We start from the raw sequence: 23,093 nt of genomic DNA on the forward strand, positions 1-23,093 counted from the left end.
GTCCTCTTTTATTAATCTTTACGGAACAATCCAAACACCCCAACTGTTTCGAGAACGTTTGTGAATGCACCTGGATCTACTTTTTTTATAACTCTTTCTAATTCATATAACTCGTAGCGAGTAATAACGATCATTAACATCTCTTTATTTTCATTTGTAAACGCACCTATCGCTGGAACTGTAGTAATTCCTCGAACTAATCGTTCATGAATTGCCTTTCGCACCTCTGTTCCATTTTTCGTTACAATAAATGCCGTAATTTTCACATGACGCGTATGTATGGCATCAATAATACGTGAAGATACATATAATGTCACTAACGTATAAAGCGCTTTTTCCCAACCATATAAATAACCGGCCAGGGTAATAATAATCGCATTAAACAAGAAGAAATACGTTCCGACCGGCTTATCTTTCACTCTAGATAAAATCATCGCGATGATATCTAAACCGCCTGTTGAGGCTCCCCACTTTAAAGCAAGTCCTACTCCTACTGCAGAAATTACCCCTCCAAAAATGGCATTTAAAATAATATCATGAGATACAGCTTTTACTGGTACTATCTCTAAAAACAACGTCATAAATACGACACTTAAAAAACTAAATAATGTGAACGACTTCCCTACTTTTTTCCAAGCTAAAATAACAACAGGAATATTAAACAAACTAAAAAGAACTCCCGTTGAAATATGTATTGACAGAAAATCTCCTAACACTTGTGAAAGCAATTGCGATAATCCAGCAAAACCACTAGCATACACTTTCGCTGGTGTTAAAAATAAGTTCATTCCAATCGCATTCAACAAACCGGCAACGATAACAACGACTAATTTTTTGGTAAGCTCAGCATAATTCAGTTTTAAGTCCATATCTCCCAGTCCACCTTTATATAAATTCCATCGTATACATTATACATAGTCTTAACGAAAACGGAAATGATAAACATACAACCGTTATGAAGGGAGTTGAATCATATGCCTCATACAAGTGACAACGACAAAAAAGCGCGTGATAACAACGCAAAACGCACGCAAAAAAACGAAGAACAACAAAAGAATATACAGCAAGGAAAACTCGCTTACTCCAAAAAGACGGATCATCTATAGTAAACGATTTTCTCACTTATAATTAACTCATTTTATTCTTATGATTTAAACTCAGATCCTCTACTTAATACGAACAAGCCCTCCTCGTACATCGACATTTTCGTTGATGTACTTTTTTATTTCTACAAAAGTCATCTCGAATTCACATCATGTTCACTTTCTTTTTCTACAATAGAAACAACAACTTTCGGATGAGGTGTTTACATGAAACGAAAACAATTATTTATTGCGGCAGCAGCGCTCGGTACATTAATGTTAGCTGCCTGCGATCCAAAAGAAAGTTCCGATCCAATCGCAACTTCTACTACTAGTACGATAACAAAAGGCGAATTTGATAAGGCGTTAAAAGAACGCTTCGGAAAAGATATGCTCTATGAAATGATGGCACAAGATATTATGACTAAAAAATATAAAGTGTCCGATGATGAAGTTGATAAGGAATTTAAAAAAGTGAAAGAACAAGCAGGCGATAATTTTAAAATGTTCCTTGAAAGTAACCGAATGAAAAACGAAGACGATTTAAAAAAACAAATCCGCTCTAGTTTAGCTATCGATAAAGCAATTAAGCAAACGATAACTGAAAGAGACATAAAAGCCCGATATAAACCAGAAATTAAAGCTAGTCAAATTTTAGTAAACGATGAACAAACGGCCAACGATATAAAAAGACAACTTAATAGCGGTGCATCATTTGAAGATTTAGCAAAAAAATATTCTGAAGATACTATTTCAAAAGAAAAAGATGGAGATTTAGGTTACTTCGGTCCTGGAAAAATGGTACCTGAATTTGAAGATGCTGCTTATAAATTACATGTCGGTGAAATAAGTGAACCTGTAAAATCAACAAAAGGCTACCATATTATTAAATTGACAGACAAAAAAGATTTAAAGCCATACGACGAAGTAAAAAATTCCATTCGCAAAACACTTGAGGTTGAGCGTATACAAGATAATACGTGGCGTCAAAAAGTATTAATAGACGAATTAAAGAAAGAAAACATTAAAGTAAAAGACAGCGACTTAAAAGATACTTTTACACGTTTTGAACAACCACAAAAATAGCCGAACAAATTACATTTGTTCGGCTATTTTTTATATTACTTTTTAAAATATGTCCAACCTTCTTCTTGATAAACCTTTTCTTCTTTCATCAATTTACCAAGAGCACGTTTGAAAGCTGCTTTACTCATATTAAAACGCTCCCCAATATCTTCTGGATAACTCTTATCCCAAAACGGCATTGCACCGCCGCGGCTTTCCATATATTCATAAATAACAGCTGCATCATCTTCCATCCCTTCTTCTTTACGAGGAAGAAGAGAAATATTAATTGTTCCGTCCTCTTTCACATCAATAATACGTCCTGTTACGCGTTCTCCAATACGCACTTGCTCTTTGCGTTCAGAATGGTGCAAGAAGGCACGAAAATGTTCATCCGTGAATACAAATGATCCCACTTGCAACGAACGATACACACGACCATTTACATTTTTATTGCGCATAGATGGCGTCGCTTCTACTACAATTTCTTGCATATCCGCATCTCTTGCTGGAAGAGCAATTAAACGGCCGCGATTTGTTAATTTTAATGTACAATATAACTCATCGTCTTCTTGCGGCCATACTGGTGTATAAATTGGAAACTCATCAGCTGGAATTAATATATCTTTCGAAACACCGATATCAACAAACACCCCTAAACGAGGCTTCACTTCCACAACTTTTACCCAATTCCAATCTTCCGTTGTAATAAGCGGCGTTTTCATCGTTGCTGCTAAACGCTCTTGATGATCATGATATAAAAACACATCAATCGTGTCGCCTTCTTCAATTTCTCCAGCAACCTCATTTTTATGTAAAAACACTTCATCTTCTTCGTAACCGACCATATATCCAATTTCTGTTTCGCGTAAAACCGTTACTTCTTCAATCGCTCCTGGTTGTAACTTCATAGTTTTAATTCCCTTCTCTATATACTTTATCTTATTCTAACAGGTGTTATCTTCATATAAAAACACCCGCATCGAGAACAGCTTTATATTATTTTTTATCATTCCAAACAAAGTTTCATTATACACGTTTTTTCCTTTATTTGTCCAACTGACCAAAATTCACTATAATAAAGGTGGAGTTTAATTTGGAGGTGCTTATTATGGCAAAAGATAGTTCTTTTGATATCGTTTCAAAAGTAGAGTTTCCAGAAGTAACAAACGCTATTAACATTGCTTTAAAAGAAATTCAAAATCGTTATGACTTTAAAGGAAGCAAAAGTGATATTAAATTAGAAAAAGAGGAAATCGTTTTAACTTCTGATGATGAGTATAAACTTGATCAAGTAAAAGACGTTTTGATTTCAAAATTAATTAAGCGTGAAGTTCCGATCAAAAACTTAGATTACGGAAAAGTAGAAAGCGCTTCTGGCGGGACAGTACGTCAACGCGCAAAATTACAACAAGGCATTGATAAAGAAAATGCTAAAAAAATTAATAACATTATTAAAGACTTAAAATTAAAAGTAAAAACACAAGTACAAGATGACCAAGTTCGTGTAACAGGAAAAAGCCGTGATGACCTACAAGCAGTTATCGCAGCTGTGCGCGGAGCTGATTTATCAATCGACGTACAATTTATCAACTACCGATAAGCGTACATAAAAAGAAGCTGACCAAAATCCACTTTTGGGTCAGCTTCTTTTATTTTTCAATAGGATTCAGCCCCTTTTCGTTTCTTTACCAATACAAGAAAGATGATAAATAACACATTCACACCTACTAAAGCAGCAATAAACGACCAGTTCCATCCTGATTTTCCTGCAAGTGCATATACATTCGCAGTTTCTCTTTTCAACACAATGTAATATTTTCCGTTCTCTTCTCGCACCCTATCATCTTCTAACAATCCGCGCAGCTCATGATCTTTCCCAAATTCATTTGCAACAAGTTCCACTTTTTTTGTTTCTGTCGTGTTATTAATCGCGATAAGCGTTGTTTCATCTTTATACTTGCGCTTTATTACGCTCATACCATCTTTATCATATAATAGTTCAAATGTTCCGTAACGAAGAGATGGTAATGTTTTGCGAAGTTCTCCTAATTTCCCTATATACTGCAAAAACTTCTCATCCGCTTTAAAATCCATTAAACGGCGATTATCAGGCACCTCCCCTCCATCTAATGCAATTTCAGTGCCGTAGTATACAAACGGAATGCCGGGTGATGTATATAAATAGGCAAGCGCTAATTTCAAGCGGGCTGGTGGAAAATATTTATTTTCTTTTGCTTTTCTAACAAAACGCTCCGTTTGGCTATTATCTACAAACGTCCCCTCTAGAGTATCACCGCTGCTTTTCGTCACATCATACAACGGCTTTACAGAAACATTCGGCTTTGCAAACACATCTGTCATGCGCTCTTGATAAGCCTGATTCAATACACCTTTCGCTCCTTCTATTTGCGTATCCGCTATTACAAAAAAATCTTGTTTCACACTCTGCATAGATGCAATCACTTCATTCAAAACTGACTTCGGAATATTCTCGTTATGTATCAAATGATAACCGTCTATATCCGTCTCCTTAATCCAATGTTTCGCATATTCAATCGTGCTCGTTTTATTTTCATTATCCACTACAAATTCAAACATAACTTTCATATCTCGCCGGTGCGCTTCTTGAACGAGTTGCTGCATGTCCTTCACCTGGCCAAAATGTTCATTCATTTTTGTTATATCAGTTGGATGATACCCATCATAACTACTACTTGCAGTGGGCGGTGACAACAAAACAGCAGTAAAGCCCATCTCTTTTATATAATCAAGTCGTTTTATAATCCCCTGAATATCCCCTCCTTGATATGCATCTAAATGATTCGTATCAATCTCTTTATCATTTCTAGAATCACCATTATTAAAACGATCGATCATAATAGAATACACAATTTCATCTTGCCACTGCCTCGTCTCCTTCGCTGACACAGGAATGGATAATTGAAATACAAACAATAGACATATGAAACATAAAAAATATTTCCCTAACTCCCTCTTCACATTGCTTCCTCCAAATTTTCTAATTATAAGAAAAGTATAACAATTTACACTCCTCTCGTATACTAGCGCATTTTGGTCATATAGAAATATGACATGTTATATTTCCTTACATAATAAATTAAATATTTAGAAAAATCTGTTGATTTATTTTTATTTATTGAATATGATACTAAATATATTCATTTGATGTGAACTTATATAACATAACAGGAGGGAAAACGATGCATATGGAGGATACAGTATTTCTTTTTTTAGCCACCGTCATGGTGATGATTATGACACCTGGGCTCGCTTTATTTTACGGAGGAATGGTTCGCAGTAAAAATGTACTTAGTACAACGATGCACAGTTATAGTGCAATGGCAATCGTGTCCATTCAGTGGATTTTCATCGGTTATTCTTTAGCATTCGGGCCTGATTGGAATGGGCTCATCGGTAATTTTGATTGGTTCGGTCTACAAAATGTTACTTTCACACCAAATGAAGCCTACAGCGCGACAATTCCGCATAACTTATTCATGATGTTTCAACTGATGTTCGCAATTTTAACTCCCGCTTTAATTTCCGGTGCATTCGCAGAACGAATGCGGTTTTCCGCTTTTCTTATCTTCATCTTACTTTGGACGACACTTGTATACGATCCCGTTGCTCATTGGGTTTGGGGCATCGGCGGATGGCTTCGTGAACTCGGTGCACTTGATTTCGCAGGGGGCAATGTTGTCCACATTACATCCGGCGTGGCTGGTCTCGTATTAGCTATTTTCCTCGGAAAACGAAAAGATGCTCATGACTCTTCACCGCATCATTTACCATTCACAATTCTAGGAGCAGGTTTATTATGGTTTGGCTGGTTCGGTTTTAACGTCGGCAGCACATTAACGTTAAATGACGTTGCCCTCGCCGCTTTTATTAATACAAATACTGCTGCTGCAGCTTCTGCGCTCACATGGATGCTGGCGGAATGGTTCTTCCAAACAAAACCAACTGTACTAGGTGCCGCTTGCGGAGCTGTTTCTGGTCTCGTCGCAATTACACCAGCTTGCGGGTTCGTAACACCACCCTCCGCTCTTATTATCGGGGCAATCGGCGGGGCACTTTGCTTTTTAGCAGTCTATTTCCTAAAACATAAGCTCGGTTACGACGACGCGCTCGATGCCTTCGGTTGTCACGGTATTGGCGGAACTTGGGGCGGCATTGCAACAGGACTTTTCGCTACAACATCCGTTAATAGCGCAGGCGCAGACGGACTATTTTACGGAAATGCTGCACTTCTTTGGAAACAACTCCTCGCAATTGGAGCGACCTACGCATTTACAGCTGTAGTGACGTATGCAATCATTAAAGGAATCAGCTTATTCCTCCCCGTTCGTGCACATGAACATGAAGAGAAAATGGGACTCGACCTTTCCCTTCACGGCGAAAGAGCATATGAGCAAGTCGAAACTCCACTTATTGGAGATATTTTAGATGGAAAGTTAAACCATTCTTCTAAATAGCTCGCCTTTAAACAAAATTACAAAAAGAGGATTTCATATTGAAATCCTCTTTCTTCTATATACTTCTTCAACTTACGAAATCCGGATTATCTGAAATGGATTCATAAAACTACTTAATAGGTAATCTCCCTAATTTGATTAAAGGTACGCTCTTTCCCTAGATATAGGGCATAACATATAAAAAGAATTCAACTATTATAAAGGAGCTCTATGAATTATTATGATAAATCCAGTTTTTAACACCACAAGACAAGCAGGTGCGGGTGCCGCCGTCACATATGGTGCTGCACAACAGACACTTCATGCAATTCATCAAGTGATGGCAACAGATCCTCTTTTTGCACATGTCGTATATCATCATGTTATACCCCACCATGTTGCACATCATTATGTCATATATCCAACTGATTTCTCAACAATTCCGTTTGGTTCAACATACTATCTCTAAGGAAAGCCTTCTGCTTTCCTTTTTTCTTTAACATGTTTTCAGGACTCACGTCTTCATATAAATTAGGGACACCGCCCGGGGCAACTATTACACTTGTCCTTATATTATTTTTAATTTGCGATCTATGCATTCAATGGGCTTGGAAATCTATTCGTTCTAATCGTGTGTAGAAGGAATAAAAGATATTTCAATCTGTTACCTATTACATTAACAACAACGGAAGAGGGAAAAGATTTCAAATACGCTTATTAGAAACAAGGTCATAGCTTATACGCCATGACCTTCAGTTTTATTCTTTAATATTTATATTGTACTCCTTAAACCAAACATGAATTTGCCCTAAATGCGCCAACAGCTGTGGCCCTGTCATGAGTTGCCCAAACCAAGGCGTTTGAAATGCACTGCCACCTGATTCAATTAATCCATGCAACTGGTCGTTATCAAATAATTCATGGAGAATCGACTGTTTATCCGTTAATAGCTCTTGTAGCCATGAAGTGACAGCCTTCGTGTAGTATGGATTATGCGTTTTCGGGTATGGGCTTTTCTTTCTATACAACACATCATTTGGCAAGACACCTTCTAAAGCCTTGCGCAATAGACCTTTTTCGCGGTTTTTATACATTTTCATTTCCCAAGGAATATTCCACGCATATTCGACAAGGCGATGATCTGCAAACGGCACACGCACTTCTAGGCTAGCTCCCATACTCATTCGGTCTTTTCGGTCAAGCAGCGTTGTCATAAACCAAATCATATTTAAATAAAATAACTGTCTTCTTTTTGTATCCAGTATGCTTTCTCCTTCTAACACCGGAGTTTCACGCACTGATTCTTCATAGCGATACTGAACATACTCTTGTAAATTAAGTTTTTTGCGCCATTCTTTTTTTAACAACTGTTCACGCGCCTCTGTTGACCGCATCCATGGAAACGCACTGGATTGTAAATCCTCTTCGCGGTAAAACCACGGATAGCCACCAAAAATTTCATCAGCGCATTCACCTGATAAACTTACGACAAAATCTTGTTTAACTTCTCGGCAAAACCATAGTAAGGAAGAATCAATATCCGCCATCCCCGGCAAATCACGAACAATTACGGCTTCCGTTAAATGTTCCGCTAAATCTTCATTAGAAATCACACAGCGATGATGGATCGTATCAAATGTATTTGTCATTAATGTAATAAACGGAGTATCTGAATTTGGCTGAAATGCATTTGATTTGAAATATTTTTCGTTATCTTCATAATCAATTGAATACGTATGAAGCCTCCCTTTTCCTTCTCGCTCATACGCCATCGCTGCAAATGCGGTAATCGCGCTAGAATCGACGCCGCCTGATAAAAATGTACAAAGCGGAACATCCGATACTAACTGTCTTGTAATGGCATCTTGCAGTAGAAACCGAACTTGCTCGACCGTTTCTTCAAAATTATGTGTGTGCTCTTCACTCACAACGTTCCAATAGCGCCAAACTTTTAAACCATCTTTTGAAAATGTAAGTGCATGACCTGGGCGCAATTCATCGATTCCAGCAAATATACCATGCCCAGGAGTTCGAGACGGACCTAATCCAAATACTTCTGCTAATCCCTCTGTCGTAATCTCCGTCTTCACATCAGGATGAGCTAAAATCGCTTTTAATTCTGAGCCAAACAACAATCGCCCAGCATCATGTTTATAAAATAGTGGCTTTACTCCTAAACGATCACGCGCAATAAAAACTTTTTCTTCCTGTTCATCCCATACAGCAAATGCATAAATACCATTTAAATGATTCACACACTGTTCTTTCCATTCCACATAAGAAGCGAGCAACACTTCTGTATCAGAATGCCCCTTAAACGTATAACCTCTTTGCAGCAATTCTTTCCGAATATCTTCTGTATTATATAGTTCGCCGTTATAGCAAATGGCGTAACGTTCTTCTCTTTTCTCCCGCACCATCGGTTGTCTACCGCCTTCTGGATCGACAACGATTAACCGTTTATGCCCAAAAGCAACACGATTACGAAGCCAAACGTTCGTATCATCCGGGCCCCTTTTCGCGAGCGTTTCGGCCATCTTCGTTATTGCTTCTTTTTCTTGTAATAACACTTTTGTATAATCAACCCACCCTGTAATGCCACACATTGCGATCACCCTTTCTCATCTCATATCCGCAGTCTGTTTTTATTCTATGCCCAATTTTGATTCTATGTGCCATTGTTATAAAGAAAGACTGAACTGTCTATAACAAGAACAGAAACTTCTATTTGAAAAGGAGCGAACACGAATGAAACAACGTAAACATATTTTGTATAGTCAACCGCGTGCTCATACAATTGGAAATGTTGAATATATAAACGAAGAATGGATATTTTTTGACGAAGAAAGCGATGAAGCTTTTTTACTAGAAGAGATGATTGAAGATGGATTTGAGATTTTATATAACAATAATTGGTTACCTGCTCGTTTTTATGAACATAATATTTTGCAAGTAGCAAATGAACATCATCCGCTGCAAAACGGTGAAACCATTCGCATTCGAAAAAGGTTGCTTTCAAGCTATTATGAGTGGATAGAAGAGCTTTCAGATTCATCTTTTTCACTTGTCGCGGAAACATTACAATCACTGGGCTACTCTTTATACGACTGCATCTATGCTCACAATTTTTTATCATTCCAGCCAAAAGACCATTCATGCGAAGGCGTTAATATTCTCTTATTTGATAATGAAGAAATGATTTGCGCCCTCCATCACCATTATGTCCGCTATTCTACCAACAATAAGGATCTATTTAAAATTACAAAAGCGGATGGAGATGAATTGCATTTTCACAATTGACATGATAATAAAAATGAGGATGTTACAAAAGGGATGGAGTATCCACTTTTGAAAGCATCCTCATTTTTTATATTACGCAAATGGCGCAAATCCTAGTGGTAATCGTAAACCAAGATATAACACAACTAAAAACGCAATAACAAATTGAGCCCAAAACGCCCCTGTTGTTTTCCGTTTACTTATTTTCACAAGAATCATTTCCATCGCAGCAATTACCCATACACCACCAAGCATTTTGATACCATACAACATGTGTGCTTGTGCTGTAGCAGTTTTTGCAATACCCATGTACAATAAAACACCCGTTACAATAATAATGATGTACATCAAACGAAGTACCATATGTACACCTGTTGCTTTTTTTCCCGCTGTGTACATGGAATACGCAACGAAGAATAAAATCAAACCTAATGCCCACGCAGTAATATGCATATGTGTTGTCATGTAATCTCTTCCTCCTCTTTCCCCAAACTTTCTCACTTTACATAATACCACGTCCATTTCTTTTCAGGAAATATTTCGCTTTTTTTCTACTCAAATGATATAATATTTAGAGTATTTACAAACTTCTTGTAAAAACAAAGGGGGAACTAGCATGATTCAAACAAAAGACATTATCGAAATAACAGAAACATACGGAGCAAATAACTATCATCCACTTCCAATCGTAATTACGAAAGCTGAAGGTGTTTGGGTAGAAGATCCAGAAGGCAACCGTTATATGGACATGCTCAGTGCATATTCTGCAGTAAACCAAGGTCATCGCCATCCAAAAATTATTCAAGCGCTTATCGACCAAGCAGGGCGTGTAACATTAACATCACGTGCGTTCCACAGCGATCAATTAGGTCCTTGGTATGAAAAAGTTGCAAAGTTAACTAATAAAGAAATGATTTTACCAATGAATACAGGTGCGGAAGCTGTTGAAACCGCTATCAAAACAGCGCGACGCTGGGCATATGATGTGAAAAAAGTAGAAGACAACAAAGCCGAAATCATTGTATGTGTGGATAACTTCCATGGCCGAACAATGGGTGCCGTATCCATGTCATCCAATGACGAATATAAACGCGGATTTGGACCAATGCTTCCAGGTATTGTTGTCATTCCTTACGGCGACATTGAAGCATTAAAAGAAGCGATTACACCAAATACAGCTGCATTTATTTTAGAGCCAATCCAAGGCGAAGCTGGCATTAACATTCCACCAGCAGGTTTCTTACAAGAAGCATACAATGTATGTAAAGAAGAAAATGTATTATTTATCGCAGATGAAATTCAAACAGGTTTAGGCCGTACAGGAAAATTATTTGCATGCGATTGGGACAATATCATTCCTGATATGTACATTCTTGGAAAAGCGCTAGGCGGCGGTGTATTCCCAATTTCTTGCGTTGCTGCAAACCGTGACATTTTAGGAGTATTTGAGCCAGGCTCTCACGGTTCTACGTTCGGTGGTAATCCACTAGCTTGTGCAGTTTCTCTTGCTTCTCTAGATGTACTATTAGAAGAAAAATTAACAGAACGTTCTTTACAATTAGGAGAAAAGCTGTTAAATCAATTACGCGAAATTGACAATCCAATGATTACAGATGTGCGCGGAAGAGGATTATTTATCGGTATCGAATTAAATGAACCTGCACGCCCTTACTGTGAACAATTAAAAGCAGCTGGTTTACTATGTAAAGAAACACATGAAAATGTAATCCGCATTGCTCCGCCTCTTGTTATTTCTGAAGAAGATCTACAATGGGCATTTGAAAAAATTAAAGAGGTATTATCTTAATATCGAAGAAGGTTGCCTGTTAAGAGGCAACCTTCTTTTTTGCTATGCAATGATTCTCACTATATACAACAGACCAGCTAGAATAGGAAACATGAGTAATATACCGATGAGACATGATAGCCACACATGCTTCCATTTCCACCAACCGCACGCAATTCCTCTCCAAAACAAAAACACCGAAAAAGGAATGACTAAAAAGAAAGCTGTACCAAGCCCAGGCACGTACCCTCTCTTCAAGATTGCCCCCACAATATGAACAATCCCGTTCATAAAAATCATTGCCTGTGTAATCAATATCGCATATAACGTTATCTTCTTCAAAAACAGATTGTGTATAAGCACAATCGCACACACAAAAACAGTCAATATAAGTAATGCTATGAAAAAATGCTTTGATTGCAGCATATTCTCTTCCATCTGAATGGGCTGTAAATATTTTATTTCCCGAAAAAAGTAATACTCTTCTGCATTATGCAAAGTAAAAATAATCGGGATAAGCCAGAAATAAGGAGAGCGCAGCGTATTATTTGACACCATTACGGAGCGTTCCAACATTTTCTACAGTGATAACAACCTCATCACCAGCATGTAAAAATCGAGGTGGTCGAAATCCCTTTCCAACTCCAGCTGGTGTTCCGGTTGCAATAATATCGCCTGGCTCTAACGTCATTCCTTTACTTACAATTGATATAATTTCTTCAATTGAAAACATCATATTTGCCGTTGTAGAAGATTGACGTACTTCCCCGTTCACCTTCGTTTCAATATGAAGTGCATTCGGATTATGCATCATTGAGTGATGTACGATAGATGGCCCCATTGGACAAAATGTATCAAAACTTTTCCCAAGAAAAAATTGTTTATGCTTCTTTTGAATATCTCTGGCTGTAACATCATTTACAATCGTATAACCAAACACGTGATGCAACGCTTCTTCTTTCGGAATTCTTTTTCCACGCTTTCCGATCACAATTGCAAGCTCTCCTTCATAATCAAGCTCACTTGTCGCATGCGGATGACTATAAATTTTATCCTCATTGCCAATTACAGTTGTTGGAGCCTTTGTAAAAATAATGATATTTTCCGGAACCGCTTCTGCTCCATCCATTTCGATTGCATGCTCACGATAATTTTTCCCAACACAAAGAATATTTTTTCTTGGCCTTGGAATGGGGGCCAACAACTTAACTTCCAATAATGAATAATAAGCATCCTCGCAATGTTCTTTTGCCCATTCGACAATCTCAATTACTTTCGTAATAAAGGGTTCTCCCTGTTCAATACACTCTAACATTGTAATGGGAATCGTAACTTTTTCGCCTTTTTTTCTCTGCGCTTCTCTTATATGCAACACTGTTTGTGATGCATCATCTACAACACCAACAAACACTTTTTCATCTGTTTTTGCCGTCACAAACCGCATATTTCCACACCCCATCTTCAAATTCATACTGTAATGGTATTCGCACCTACTAGCAAAAATCCTCCTGAAAATATTTTTAATTTACAACATTCTCTCTATTACACGCGCAATTAAAATACTTTTTTGCCAAAATATGTAGAATCCCTTCTTCTTTTAGCGAATATGTTTCTTTTTTATGGAAACTTTGTATAATATGTACTACAGACACTCTTAAAATCTATAAGGAGACGGAGCCGATTCTATGTTTGAGCAAGCAATTGAAAAAAAACGTGAAAAAATGAAATACTTGGCCAAACGGTATGGAATGACATCTCAAAAAACGGTTAGTTGTAGTCAAGAGCTGGACAGGCTCTTAAATGTTATATTACTCATACAAATAGATCATGTGCCAACTCAACATACAAACGTACACTCCCGCTGAGTGTACGTCTTTTATTTTTAAAATAACAGACACATATTTGCACAAACGCCCATACAATAATAGAGTAAAACTCTCGTCGTAGACATTCGAATTAAAAAGGTCAAATATAAAAATTTTTCATATAAAGGGTGTTTTCTATGCCTGCAATGGTTGGACACGTTAATATTGTTAATATCGGATCAAGCGGTGTATTTCATATTGGAGATGTATTTGCCATTCGTCCTATTAGTTACTCCCGTGCATTTGCAGGAGCGGGTTCTTTTAATGTTGGAGAAAATGTATCTATATACAATTACGAAAGTACAACAAATGTAAATGATAATGATGTAATCGATCAACCAATCACAGCTACTTATTAAAGGGGGGGAAATAAAAATTGAAACTGTATGTACACCAAAGTATTATTATTAAAAATATAAGAATAGAGAACCTTACAACTTCAGCTGTCTTTCAAATTGGAAGTGCCGGTAGTATTAAAACATTATCAAAGTTCTCTAATACAGGTGGATTTACAAAACCAACCCCCCCTCTAACAGCCGAGGGACAAATTATTTCTATTTCCCCTCCTCCTCCTAGTTCTTCTTAACGTACTAATATCATAGACATATACCAATATACCCTCCAGATTGAAAAGGAGGCTTCCAGCAGTGAGTCAAGATCTATATACTTATTTACAGCAAATGCAACAATGCATTCAACAACAACAGGAAAAAATAAATGCTTTAGAAATACAACTAGCGCAGCTAACAGAGCAAATAGAAGAACTGAAACAGCGACCATCCTCTTCAATTGGGAAAGTCGAATACAAGTTCGATCAGCTAAAAGTCGAAAATTTAAATGGTACATTAAACATCGGTTTAAATCCATTTACGAGCAAAGGGGAAGTTATTGAAGACTTTAATGTTGAAACTGAAACATTAAAGGTAAACCCTGAAACCCAAGTAAATCCCGATTTTTATCAAGATATCATTCAAGAAATGCACCGCTATTTAGACGAAGAAGCGTATAGCCGTATTCTTCATTTCGAACAGGAAGAACGAACACCTCTCGATGATATGTACCGTCAAATGATGATCGATGATATAAAGCAACAAATGGAACACCGTCTTCCATACTATTTATCTCAAGTACAGCCACATCCAGAAATTACATCTAATCCACAATATATGAAAAATGTCATTATTCAAGCAATGAAACAAGATATTGATAAAGCATTTCTTTCCTTTATTCAGCATATACCGCGTAACTTCCGAAAGGAGTAATTGCATATGAATTTTACTGTTATTAATCATGAAATCAAGGTAGGAAATATTAGCTCCATCGGGATATCTTCGTCTGCTTTATTCCTAATTGGCGATGCAAATCTCATTATTTCATCTTCTATTTTAGATACACCATTTGAATCTGTTACAGGAGGTCCGTTTGTACCACTCGTAACTGCTATACCTACCACTCCTCGATAAGGAGGACTCGTTATGCGACATATTTCTGTTTTACATCAGCTCTCTGTCACCACACTAGGACTTGATGCTATTACTCAAATTGGCGATACAAATCATGCGGAATTAAAAAACAGAGCGATTGTTGTTCATCGCGAAATTCCTAACTTTTTAGCTCAAGAAGGAAAATGGGAAGCATATGAAATATTTGTCGATGACGAAATCACGATTCCAACTCGCGTCAACGAAGTATACATGACTGTCATTAATGAAAATCCCTTTATCGAAGTAGGCTGCATTAACATTCAAAGTATGCTAAGTGCTTCTTGCCTTCATATCGGGTCTATTGATTATGTATTTTCAAACTCACGCATTTTACAAATTCGTCAATTTACTACAAAAGAACCTTTTCGCAAATAAATCATATAGTACCATAAAAGGAAATTGAAGTAGGTGAAAATATGCCGTCTGTTGTCGGGAACTTAGTCGTTCAAAATAGTAACGGTTCTTTTAACTTAGGGGATTTCTATAATGTATCTCCGAAAGAAAATACGAAAGCTTATAACGGATCTGGTTCATCAAATGTCGCTTTTGTCCTTAATACATTTAACGGTGTAAGTGGTACAAATACATTTGATTCTGATGTAGCTGATCAAGATCAAATCGGAACAGCATAAAGTGAAACTTCTATTAGCAGAGGCCTACTACCCGTGAATAGCAAGATAACAAAAAACGGAGGGAACCCCTCCATTTTTTGTTGTTTGTCCATTCAAACTTTAATAACTCCCGCTTTCGAGTCCATACTTAAACCCTTATTGCAAGTTTCACTTTATCAATCTACTCGCAATACGTGACTCCCATCAAAGAAATATAAATATGTTTCTTTTACGGGTTGATGTAAACTTTTCTCTAGTGCTTTCCGATAAAGGGCTAGCTGTATTTTATACCGTTCTTCTAATATTGGTCTCGCTTGTTCAAATCCACCTGGGAAACGGGCCTCAATTGTATCTGTTTTAAAATCAATTAAAACGATGCCCTCCTCTTCTTCAATCATACAATCAATAACCCCTTGAACAAGGATGGATTCGTCTTGTTCAGCTGTCCAATCTTGATAGGCTTCGTTTGCTGATAACATCATCGTAAACGGCACTTCGCGCTCTACATGTTTTGCAGCTAACATTCGTTTCCCAAGTTCTGTTTCAAAAAATGCAACAATCTTTTCCGGTGCTATTTCTTCTGCTTGTTCAAATGTTAAGAGCTCTTTATTTACCATTTCCGCAATTTGTTCTTGAATCACTTCAGCTGTTATTGCTTTCGCTAAGTTTACATGCTGCATAACGGTATGAACAGCCGTTCCGCGTTCTGCATACGTAAGTCCTTTTTTCTCCATAAAACGCGGACGTGTTTCAATTGGTGCACGAACTCGTTTGATAAACGATGTATCACTACCTTCTTGTGCTTGATAGTTTCGTTTAATTTCCGTAACAGATTGCTTGGCGCGGTGCGTTGCCGCATCTTCGAATCCATACTGCCATGTTAACCTTTTATACACTTCATCTTTTTGCTCACTACAGAGAGAAACTGATTTTTGCTCCCTGAGCGCTTCTAATAGCTCTTGCTTTTCTTCTTTCATTGGCTCTGGCGCTTGCAACTCTGCCACGTCAACTGCTTCTACTTTCCAATTTGCATCATATTCATATAGATCAGCTGGAATATTTCCCTGTCCCATCTCAAAAAGCATGTCACTATCTTTATGTCTGCATAATGATGGTACAATCCAATCTAAATAACAGGTTGCCCCGGCACGTACATAATCCGGCAATAACCATTCGGCATGCTCGCGGGCATCTAGCCATTTCTGTATTTCTTTTTCTTTATCTTTTACAGTTCCAATTAAAATGAGCTTTTCTTTCGCACGTGTTAAAGCAACATATAAGACGCGCATTTCTTCGGCAATCAGCTCCATTTTCATTTTGCGCTTAATCGCGAGCTGCGATAATGTCGTATATTTAATGCGCTTTTTCGGATCAATAAACTGTGAGCCAAATCCGAAATCTTTATGCAGCAAGAAACGCTTCATTAAATCTTGTGTGTTAAAACGTCTTCCAAGCCCTGCCACAAATACAACGGGAAACTCCAGTCCTTTACTTTTATGAATTGTCATAATACGCACAACATCTTCTTGTTCGCCAAGCGCACGTGCTGTTCCCATATCGTCACCGCGTTCTAATATCCGCTCAATAAAACGCAAGAAGCGGAATAAACCACGAAATGAAGTCGCTTCATATTGGCGGGCACGATCATATAACACGCGAAGATTTGCCTGGCGCTGCTTACCAGCGGGAAGACCACTCACAAAATCATAATAACCCGTTTCACGATACACTTTCCAAATTAAATCCGAAAGCGACTGCTGACGCGCAAATTCACGCCACTCTTGTAAATGCTCATAAAACCATGATATTTTCTCATGCAATTCTTTCTCTTCCTCTAATGGTGCGCCTTGCAAGAAAGAGCGCATTACTTCATAAAAGGAGCTTTTTTTCCCATGAGTACGCAGCATCGCCAACTCTTCGTCTGTTAATCCAACAATTGGCGAACGAAGCACAGCTGCTAACGGAATATCTTGCGCTGGATTATCAATTACGCGAAACAGGTTCATCATTACATTCACTTCTGTCGCTTCAAAATAACCAGTCGCAAGCTCTGCATAAACAGGAATACCTTGCTGCTTTAACTCTTCCATAATTTGCGGCGCCCATGGCATAGAACGCAGTAAAATAACAAAATCACGATACGTAACAGGGCGCATGCCGTTTGTTTTTCGGTCATATACTTCATAACCAGAATCGACCATTGCTTTTATCCTTTGTGCGATGAGGCGTGCTTCTAATTGCGCCTTTTCTAATTCCACGCCTTCCTCTTCATCCACTACCGCGCTATCAGATTGATGGATAAATAACAATTCTGCTGATGGATCCGCTCCTTCTGGATAGCTCGCTCCAAGCTTCAGCTCAGCGTCTTCATCATAGTCAATTTCTCCGACAGCTTCGCCCATAATTTGTTTAAAAATAAAGTTTGTCCCTGCTAGTACTTCGTGACGACTGCGGAAGTTTTTTGCTAAATCAATTTTCATGCCGCCATCTATGCCTTCAGATGTAAAACGTTTGTATTTCCCTAAAAATAGTCCTGGCTCTGCTAAACGGAAGCGATAAATGGATTGTTTTACATCGCCCACCATAAATAAATTGCCGTCTTGCTCTGAATCTTTCGTGACAAGCTTAATAATCGATTCTTGTACAAAGTTTGTATCTTGATATTCATCAACAAGCACTTCTGTAAATTTATGACGGTATTGCCACGCAACTGGTGATGGACGCAGTTCTCCCTCATCCGTACGCTCGCTTAAAATTTGTAAGCAAAAATGCTCTAAATCTGTAAAATCAACCATTCCTTTATTGCGCTTAATCGCTTGGAACTGTTCTGTAAATACTTTTACCAGATCAACAAGCTTACGCAGTACGGGGTGCATATCTTGAAAATCACGTAAAAAACTTTCTGGACTGCGGCTAAATAATTCTTCATGTAGTTTCTTCACTTCATCTTTCGCTTTATTCCGCAGAGAGTCAACTTGTTTCACAATTTCTTCATTATAATCACTCTTTTTAATACGCTTTAACGTTTGCCAAGAAGCAGTTTGCATCGCTTCATATGTGTTTGTCCAAGACCCACAAGCTGCTTCGGACAAGTTCTGAAGTAACGAAAGATCCGCTTGCAGCGTTTCAACGCGCGGTGCTGGGCCGTCTGGTAACATCGCAAGCTCGATCGCTTTTTCAGCGTATTGCTTTGCCGTTTCCAGCTGCACCTTTACATCCTCTAATAAATACGAGGCATACATTAATTCTTCAATTGTTTTTCCTTCTACGTCATATGCTTCAACTAATTTATCAAGCCAACCGTTCGGATCTGGATGCGCTCTTGATTCAGTATGGAGCGCCAAAATCATACGCTGCAGATCATCATCAGTGCGGTCACTCGTATAACGATCGACAAGTTCAAAAAACAATTCATTATTTTCCATGCCGTACTCTGCTTCTAATATGTCATCCAGAACTTCTTCTTTTAATAATTCATTCTCCGTCTCATTCGCAATGCGAAAACGCGGATCAACATCGAGCATATAATAATATGTTCGAATGACTTGTAAACAGAACGAATGGATTGTCGAAATCGATGCTCTGTTCAGTAAACTAAGCTGCTTTCGAATATGCGGCGAAGCTGGATCATCAATTAATACTTTTTCTAACGCGGATCCAATTCGGTTTTTCATCTCTTGCGCCGCTGCATTTGTAAACGTTACGACAAGCAGGCGATCGACATCAACTGGATTTTCCTCTCGAATCATTTTGCGAATAATACGTTCAACAAGTACCGCTGTTTTTCCCGACCCAGCTGCAGCTGCAACTAAAATATCACGGCCATCCGCAACGATTGCTTTCCACTGATCATCGGTCCACTGACTTCCTTCTGGTTTCGCTGGCCAAGTTTGTATCGTCATGACTGGGTATCCTCTCTCATTTTCTCTAACGCTTCACTATCTTTCATATCTTGCAATGCCCTGTATTTGTTATCTTCTAACGACTCATCAAATTGACAAACAGAGCGGAAATTACAAAACGTACATGCTGTTTTGTTCCCCATTTTATACGGTGCAATATCGATAACACCTTCTGTTATATCTGTCCCGATGTTTTCAAATGTACGATGTACGTATTGCTGCAATACATGAAACTCTTGCTCACTCGCAATATCAGAACGCGCACTAAAACTGCCATCTTTTTTAAGGCCCGCTGAAATAATATTCGAGCTTCCTGTCGTTAACGTGTTATCCATTAGCCGAACGACATCAGCGTCTCCAAGAACGAGTCCTTTCATCTTAAATTTCTTTAAAATCTCTTGTTCAATTTCAGCCTCTGACACGTCACCTTTCATTTCAACAATTGGATTATGAATATGGAAATACAGTACTCCGGCGGGGCTTGCGTTCCCGCCCCTCTCCATCCATTTGCTTGCGTTTGTTGTCACGACATCTAAATACGTCAGCATTTGCAGTGCTAAACCATAATATACTTCCGTTAAATCTAATTTTTTCGCGCTCGATTTATAATCAATAATACGTAAAAACGTGCCCGTTTCATCTTCTGCTTTATCAACGCGGTCAATTCGTCCAACTACTTCCATTTTCACACCATTTGATAATTCAAATTTCATAGCTGGCAATGAGTTTGTTCCGCCCATACCAAATCCAACTTCTAAATCAACAGGTACAAAGCCGCTCGACTTTGCATGCTCTCTTAACACAAGTGAAGTACGGAAAATAATTTGCTGTAATTTATGCTTTAAATAGTGATGCCTGTTGGAACTTAATAAAATTTGCCGCTGCAAAAGCGGTGCTAATTCTTCGATCACAGTAACAGAAAGATATTCACACTCTTTTACAGTTAAATCAGCCCAGGTACGCTTTTCTTTCAATAATTTATCAGCAATCTTTTTCAAAGCAGCATGGAACAGTTCCCCGATATCTGGTGCATCTAATTTAAAAATATCACGTTCTTTCAAAGATAAGCCATGCTGCGCAAAATGAGCATACGCACAGCGATTAAAGAGCTCCATACGTGATACGCTGCCTTTAATTTTGTCACCGTATAACTCCTCGCTTACAGCAGGGCTTAATTTACGCGCTCTGTTTCGGTAAAACAGACTTGATAACACACGAATGCTCTTTTGCTTCCACTCCGGCGTTGTAACATAAAAATTGTATACATCCCACCAGAAAGAAAGATTCCCCTCAAAACCGTATCGCTTCCAGTTTTGCAGTTGCTGCGTTAAATACGAAAGTGTCACTTCTGGCGTGGCCACATATGAAATTTGCTCACTATGTGACAAATCATTTACATCATTCGTTAAAAATATTTCGTTAGCAGAAGGGAACATTCTTTTAACCTTCTTTATAAAGCTAGATGCTAATAGCGTCTTCCCTTCTTCGTCTGCAAGCGGACAAGAAATATATAACTTCTCCGCTGCCCTCGTCACCGCTTGATAAATGACAAATTGTTCATCGAGTAACTTTTTCCGCGCTGTTGGTGCAAGTTCAACTCCTGCTGAAACAAGCACTTCTCGTTCTTCGTCAGATAATACCCCATCATCTGATGGCGCCGCTGGAATAATTCCCTCATTTGCTCCAATTACAAATGCCGCTCGAATATTCGAAAGACGCGAACGGTCAATATTTGCAATTAACACTTGATCTAAAGATGGCGGAATATTCGCGAACTGGAGTGACTCTAATCCTGTCGTCATCACATTTACAAACATAGACAGAGACATTTTCTCTTCTCCAAGCATTTCAACGCACGTATCCAGTAGCGTGATGACTTGCTCCCATACTTGATCATGATCATTGGCAAATAAGAAATTCCCTGCTTCCTCTGCTTGCAAGCGTAACTCTTCTAATTTTTTCGGAACGTCTAGCTCTTCTAAAAATAAGTAAACCGCTTCACACATACTCATTGTCGTTACCGCTCGTTTTAATCGCTTTTGCAAACGAATAATCGGTGTGCGAACAATCTCACGAAGACGATTAATCTTTTCTTCCATTTCTCGTTCGCTATCTGTTTGACCGCCATGTACACCATCTAATGAACGGTAGCGACGATATGTCCACGGCTCTTTCAACGTCCATCTTTTCCCTTGCACGCCATACGCTAAACAGTAATTTTCAAATTCATCCATTTCATCACGTATTTTCGCTTTATTTCCATCTAATGGGTACAACAGTTCGGTTTTTATGCAGCGAAATACCGCATCGTAACGCCAATTCCCACTAATGACTTCTAACGCAGAGCGAATAAACTCAATTAATGGATGATGAAGCATTGGGCGTTTTTCATCAATAAAGAATGGAATATTATAATCAACAAACAACGTCCTCATCATATCGTAATAGCTTTCACCATTGCGAAGAAGCACCGCGATATCACGATAACGATACCCTTCTTCCGCTACTAATCTGCGAATTTCGCGCGCAATGCCTTCCACTTCTGCCCGTAAATTCGCCGCAGCATATAGTGTAATGGGTGACTCACCTTGAAACTCTGCATAGGGACGAGAATCATAATGCGCCTCTAAATGGGCAAGTGCTTGCGACGTAAAACGCGGTTGCTCTCGCATGACAATCGTATTTTCAATAACAATTTTCTCTTCACTTGCTACCTGTTTTAGTTTTTCATACGTGATAAGCGTTTGATAAAATAAATCCAGTTCGCTCACTGGCTGTGATAACGTCTGCTCATCAAGCGTTAATGCAATTGTCATTTTTGCTCCGCATCGCAGTAGTTGCCTTACAATCTCTAGCTCTTGCGGTGAAAATGCGTGAAATCCATCAATATAGATCATGCTATCTTTCACATACTTTGAATAAGGAAGCTTTTCAAATAAAAGCTTCATATAATCTTCAGAATCTAAATATTTTCCAATTAACGCTCGTTCAAAATCATCATATAGAAGCTGCAAATCATACATTTTGTTTGCTAACAGTTTCTGTTCATTTCCATTGCTATGAGCCTCTAATTCTTGCCACATCGCATACACATTTGACGGCGTTAAATTGTAGCGTTTAAATTCCGTAATCATACTGCCAAGTTGCTCAAAAAATCCATTTTGCTCTGCTGCTTTCTGGAAAACATATAATTCTTCTTTACGCGCCTCGACAATTTTACGAAGCAACATATGCACACCAGATTCATCAATATGAAGGCGGCTTGCTCCGCCGACTTCTTGAAGCACCTTCCACGCTAACCGCGAAAAACTAAACACTTGTGCTCGAATAGAGCCGCTGACGTCTCCATTAATTAATGCTTGCTGCGTTTGGAATGTCATTTGCTCTGGCACAAGATATAAAATCGTTTCACCTTTTGGACGATGCTGCAGCTCTTGCTGTACGTCTTGCAAACACATCGTACTTTTTCCACTTCCAGCTCGTCCTATTATAAATCGAAGTGACATGTAAACCCGCCTTTCTATAAGTGAACTTCGATCAA

The 23,093-nt window shown here is 38.4% G+C and carries 23 protein-coding genes and 1 pseudogene; 15 read left to right on the forward strand and 9 right to left on the reverse strand.

The genetic code is table 11. The features are described from left to right. Window positions 1-11: 11 nt before the first annotated feature. On the reverse strand, window positions 12-869 hold the full coding sequence (locus ACIGHG_RS02205; protein WP_336472194.1) for a YitT family protein: 858 nt from the start codon (window positions 867-869) through the stop codon (window positions 12-14). 105 nt (window positions 870-974) lie between these two features. Here ACIGHG_RS02205 and ACIGHG_RS02210 point away from each other — a divergent pair, with 105 nt between their 5' ends. Then, complete coding sequence (locus tag ACIGHG_RS02210; RefSeq protein WP_098306147.1) at window positions 975-1,106, forward strand: DUF3941 domain-containing protein; 132 nt, start codon at window positions 975-977, stop codon at window positions 1,104-1,106. Between the two features lie 204 nt (window positions 1,107-1,310). Then, the gene (gene prsA, locus ACIGHG_RS02215) at window positions 1,311-2,168 is read left to right on the forward strand and encodes a peptidylprolyl isomerase PrsA (protein WP_396546953.1); all 858 of its coding nucleotides are present in this window, start codon (window positions 1,311-1,313) and stop codon (window positions 2,166-2,168) included. A gap of 35 nt (window positions 2,169-2,203) precedes the next feature. Here the strand turns inward: prsA and ACIGHG_RS02220 are convergent, their stop codons facing one another. Continuing rightward, window positions 2,204-3,058 (reverse strand): CvfB family protein, encoded by an 855-nt coding sequence (locus tag ACIGHG_RS02220; protein WP_090915758.1) that lies wholly within the window; start codon window positions 3,056-3,058, stop codon window positions 2,204-2,206. A 200-nt stretch (window positions 3,059-3,258) separates the two neighbouring features. Between ACIGHG_RS02220 and ACIGHG_RS02225 the strand changes: the two genes are divergently transcribed. Beyond that, window positions 3,259-3,750: a YajQ family cyclic di-GMP-binding protein gene (locus ACIGHG_RS02225; protein ID WP_090915756.1), complete on the forward strand. Its 492-nt coding sequence runs from the start codon at window positions 3,259-3,261 to the stop codon at window positions 3,748-3,750. 56 nt (window positions 3,751-3,806) lie between these two features. Here ACIGHG_RS02225 and ACIGHG_RS02230 read toward each other — a convergent pair whose 3' ends face one another. After that, window positions 3,807-5,150: an alpha-amylase family glycosyl hydrolase gene (locus ACIGHG_RS02230; RefSeq protein ID WP_396546955.1), complete on the reverse strand. Its 1,344-nt coding sequence runs from the start codon at window positions 5,148-5,150 to the stop codon at window positions 3,807-3,809. Window positions 5,151-5,371: 221 nt separating this feature from the next. Between ACIGHG_RS02230 and ACIGHG_RS02235 the strand changes: the two genes are divergently transcribed. The 3 genes and pseudogenes from ACIGHG_RS02235 to ACIGHG_RS02245 form a co-directional block, all read left to right on the forward strand. Next, window positions 5,372-6,646 (forward strand): ammonium transporter, encoded by a 1,275-nt coding sequence (locus ACIGHG_RS02235; RefSeq protein ID WP_396546957.1) that lies wholly within the window; start codon window positions 5,372-5,374, stop codon window positions 6,644-6,646. Window positions 6,647-6,866: 220 nt separating this feature from the next. Next, window positions 6,867-7,094 (forward strand): hypothetical protein, encoded by a 228-nt coding sequence (locus ACIGHG_RS02240; RefSeq protein ID WP_090915750.1) that lies wholly within the window; start codon window positions 6,867-6,869, stop codon window positions 7,092-7,094. A 26-nt stretch (window positions 7,095-7,120) separates the two neighbouring features. Next, a pseudogene (locus tag ACIGHG_RS02245) lies at window positions 7,121-7,208 on the forward strand (zinc ABC transporter permease); the annotation flags it as partial. 175 nt (window positions 7,209-7,383) lie between these two features. Here the strand turns inward: ACIGHG_RS02245 and asnB are convergent. Then, on the reverse strand, window positions 7,384-9,231 hold the full coding sequence (gene asnB, locus ACIGHG_RS02250; protein ID WP_336472198.1) for an asparagine synthase (glutamine-hydrolyzing): 1,848 nt from the start codon (window positions 9,229-9,231) through the stop codon (window positions 7,384-7,386). 142 nt (window positions 9,232-9,373) lie between these two features. Between asnB and ACIGHG_RS02255 the strand changes: the two genes are divergently transcribed. Further along, window positions 9,374-9,925, forward strand: coding sequence for a DUF2777 domain-containing protein (locus ACIGHG_RS02255; protein WP_396546959.1), 552 nt, complete (start codon window positions 9,374-9,376; stop codon window positions 9,923-9,925). A 72-nt stretch (window positions 9,926-9,997) separates the two neighbouring features. On the opposite strand, the gene ACIGHG_RS02260 is transcribed toward ACIGHG_RS02255, so the two are convergent. Continuing rightward, entirely contained in the window at window positions 9,998-10,369 is a 372-nt protein-coding gene (locus ACIGHG_RS02260; protein WP_336472200.1) for a YisL family protein, read from the reverse strand. Between the two features lie 151 nt (window positions 10,370-10,520). Here ACIGHG_RS02260 and ACIGHG_RS02265 point away from each other — a divergent pair, with 151 nt between their 5' ends. Continuing rightward, on the forward strand, window positions 10,521-11,711 hold the full coding sequence (locus ACIGHG_RS02265; protein WP_090915743.1) for an ornithine--oxo-acid transaminase: 1,191 nt from the start codon (window positions 10,521-10,523) through the stop codon (window positions 11,709-11,711). 42 nt (window positions 11,712-11,753) lie between these two features. Here ACIGHG_RS02265 and ACIGHG_RS02270 read toward each other — a convergent pair whose 3' ends face one another. Together ACIGHG_RS02270 and ACIGHG_RS02275 are read right to left on the reverse strand one after the other, a co-directional pair. Continuing rightward, complete coding sequence (locus ACIGHG_RS02270) at window positions 11,754-12,248, reverse strand: HXXEE domain-containing protein (RefSeq protein ID WP_396546961.1); 495 nt, start codon at window positions 12,246-12,248, stop codon at window positions 11,754-11,756. Next, the gene (locus ACIGHG_RS02275; protein WP_336472202.1) at window positions 12,235-13,134 is read right to left on the reverse strand and encodes a fumarylacetoacetate hydrolase family protein; all 900 of its coding nucleotides are present in this window, start codon (window positions 13,132-13,134) and stop codon (window positions 12,235-12,237) included. The genes ACIGHG_RS02270 and ACIGHG_RS02275 overlap by 14 nt, the downstream gene beginning before the upstream one ends. Window positions 13,135-13,375: 241 nt before the next feature. Here ACIGHG_RS02275 and ACIGHG_RS02280 point away from each other — a divergent pair, with 241 nt between their 5' ends. The 7 genes from ACIGHG_RS02280 (at window position 13,376) to gerPF (ending at window position 15,671) form a co-directional block, all read left to right on the forward strand. Further along, the gene (locus tag ACIGHG_RS02280) at window positions 13,376-13,555 is read left to right on the forward strand and encodes an aspartyl-phosphate phosphatase Spo0E family protein (RefSeq protein WP_090915739.1); all 180 of its coding nucleotides are present in this window, start codon (window positions 13,376-13,378) and stop codon (window positions 13,553-13,555) included. A 137-nt stretch (window positions 13,556-13,692) separates the two neighbouring features. Continuing rightward, window positions 13,693-13,914 (forward strand): spore germination protein, encoded by a 222-nt coding sequence (locus ACIGHG_RS02285; protein WP_336472203.1) that lies wholly within the window; start codon window positions 13,693-13,695, stop codon window positions 13,912-13,914. Between the two features lie 17 nt (window positions 13,915-13,931). Then, window positions 13,932-14,141, forward strand: coding sequence for a spore germination protein GerPB (locus ACIGHG_RS02290; protein WP_336472204.1), 210 nt, complete (start codon window positions 13,932-13,934; stop codon window positions 14,139-14,141). 61 nt (window positions 14,142-14,202) lie between these two features. Then, the gene (gerPC, locus tag ACIGHG_RS02295; RefSeq protein WP_336472205.1) at window positions 14,203-14,817 is read left to right on the forward strand and encodes a spore germination protein GerPC; all 615 of its coding nucleotides are present in this window, start codon (window positions 14,203-14,205) and stop codon (window positions 14,815-14,817) included. A gap of 6 nt (window positions 14,818-14,823) precedes the next feature. After that, complete coding sequence (locus ACIGHG_RS02300) at window positions 14,824-15,018, forward strand: spore gernimation protein GerPD (protein ID WP_336472206.1); 195 nt, start codon at window positions 14,824-14,826, stop codon at window positions 15,016-15,018. 12 nt (window positions 15,019-15,030) lie between these two features. After that, a complete protein-coding gene (locus tag ACIGHG_RS02305; protein WP_396546964.1) occupies window positions 15,031-15,414 on the forward strand; it encodes a spore germination protein GerPE in 384 nt (127 codons plus the stop codon). Window positions 15,415-15,455: 41 nt separating this feature from the next. Further along, window positions 15,456-15,671 (forward strand): spore germination protein GerPF, encoded by a 216-nt coding sequence (gerPF, locus tag ACIGHG_RS02310; protein WP_090915729.1) that lies wholly within the window; start codon window positions 15,456-15,458, stop codon window positions 15,669-15,671. A gap of 155 nt (window positions 15,672-15,826) precedes the next feature. Here gerPF and addA read toward each other — a convergent pair whose 3' ends face one another. Both addA and addB read right to left on the reverse strand, forming a co-directional pair. After that, a complete protein-coding gene (gene addA, locus ACIGHG_RS02315) occupies window positions 15,827-19,552 on the reverse strand; it encodes a helicase-exonuclease AddAB subunit AddA (protein ID WP_396546967.1) in 3,726 nt (1,241 codons plus the stop codon). Further along, entirely contained in the window at window positions 19,549-23,058 is a 3,510-nt protein-coding gene (gene addB, locus ACIGHG_RS02320) for a helicase-exonuclease AddAB subunit AddB (protein WP_396546969.1), read from the reverse strand. The genes addA and addB overlap by 4 nt, the downstream gene beginning before the upstream one ends. Window positions 23,059-23,093: the final 35 nt, after the last annotated feature.

Origin of the sequence: Bacillus sp. NPDC077411 (assembly GCF_044543425.1) — a bacterium.
Taxonomy (GTDB): domain Bacteria; phylum Bacillota; class Bacilli; order Bacillales; family Bacillaceae_G; genus Bacillus_A; species Bacillus_A bruguierae.